Origin of the sequence: Salegentibacter maritimus (assembly GCF_016236915.1) — a bacterium.
GTDB lineage: Bacteria > Bacteroidota > Bacteroidia > Flavobacteriales > Flavobacteriaceae > Salegentibacter > Salegentibacter maritimus.
Window position 1 is genome coordinate 1 of sequence record NZ_JAEHOK010000079.1, and the last position, 233, is coordinate 233.

Annotated in this window: 1 protein-coding gene; it reads right to left on the reverse strand. The window is 43.3% G+C overall.

The features are described 5' to 3' along the window. Window positions 1-233, reverse strand: a 233-nt coding sequence (locus I6U49_RS16900) for a hypothetical protein (protein ID WP_198629709.1), incomplete at both ends; no start/stop codon positions are given.

Here is a 233-nt window from a genome sequence, read left to right on the forward strand (position 1 = left end):
CCGGTGGTATCCTCACACGTTGGTTGTTGCGCAATAGTAGCTTGTGGTTGATTAGGAGTTCCCAGGTTTTCTATGATTACCAAAGCTTCAGAAACGGACTCACAATCGCCATTGTCTGCCTGTACAAAATAAGTACCAGCACCTAATCCGCTGAATTCTCCATTTGCAATCGAATTGCTTACCGGGTTTTGGTTTTCATCTAAAAGAGTGTAAGTAATTCCCTGTACCGTAGT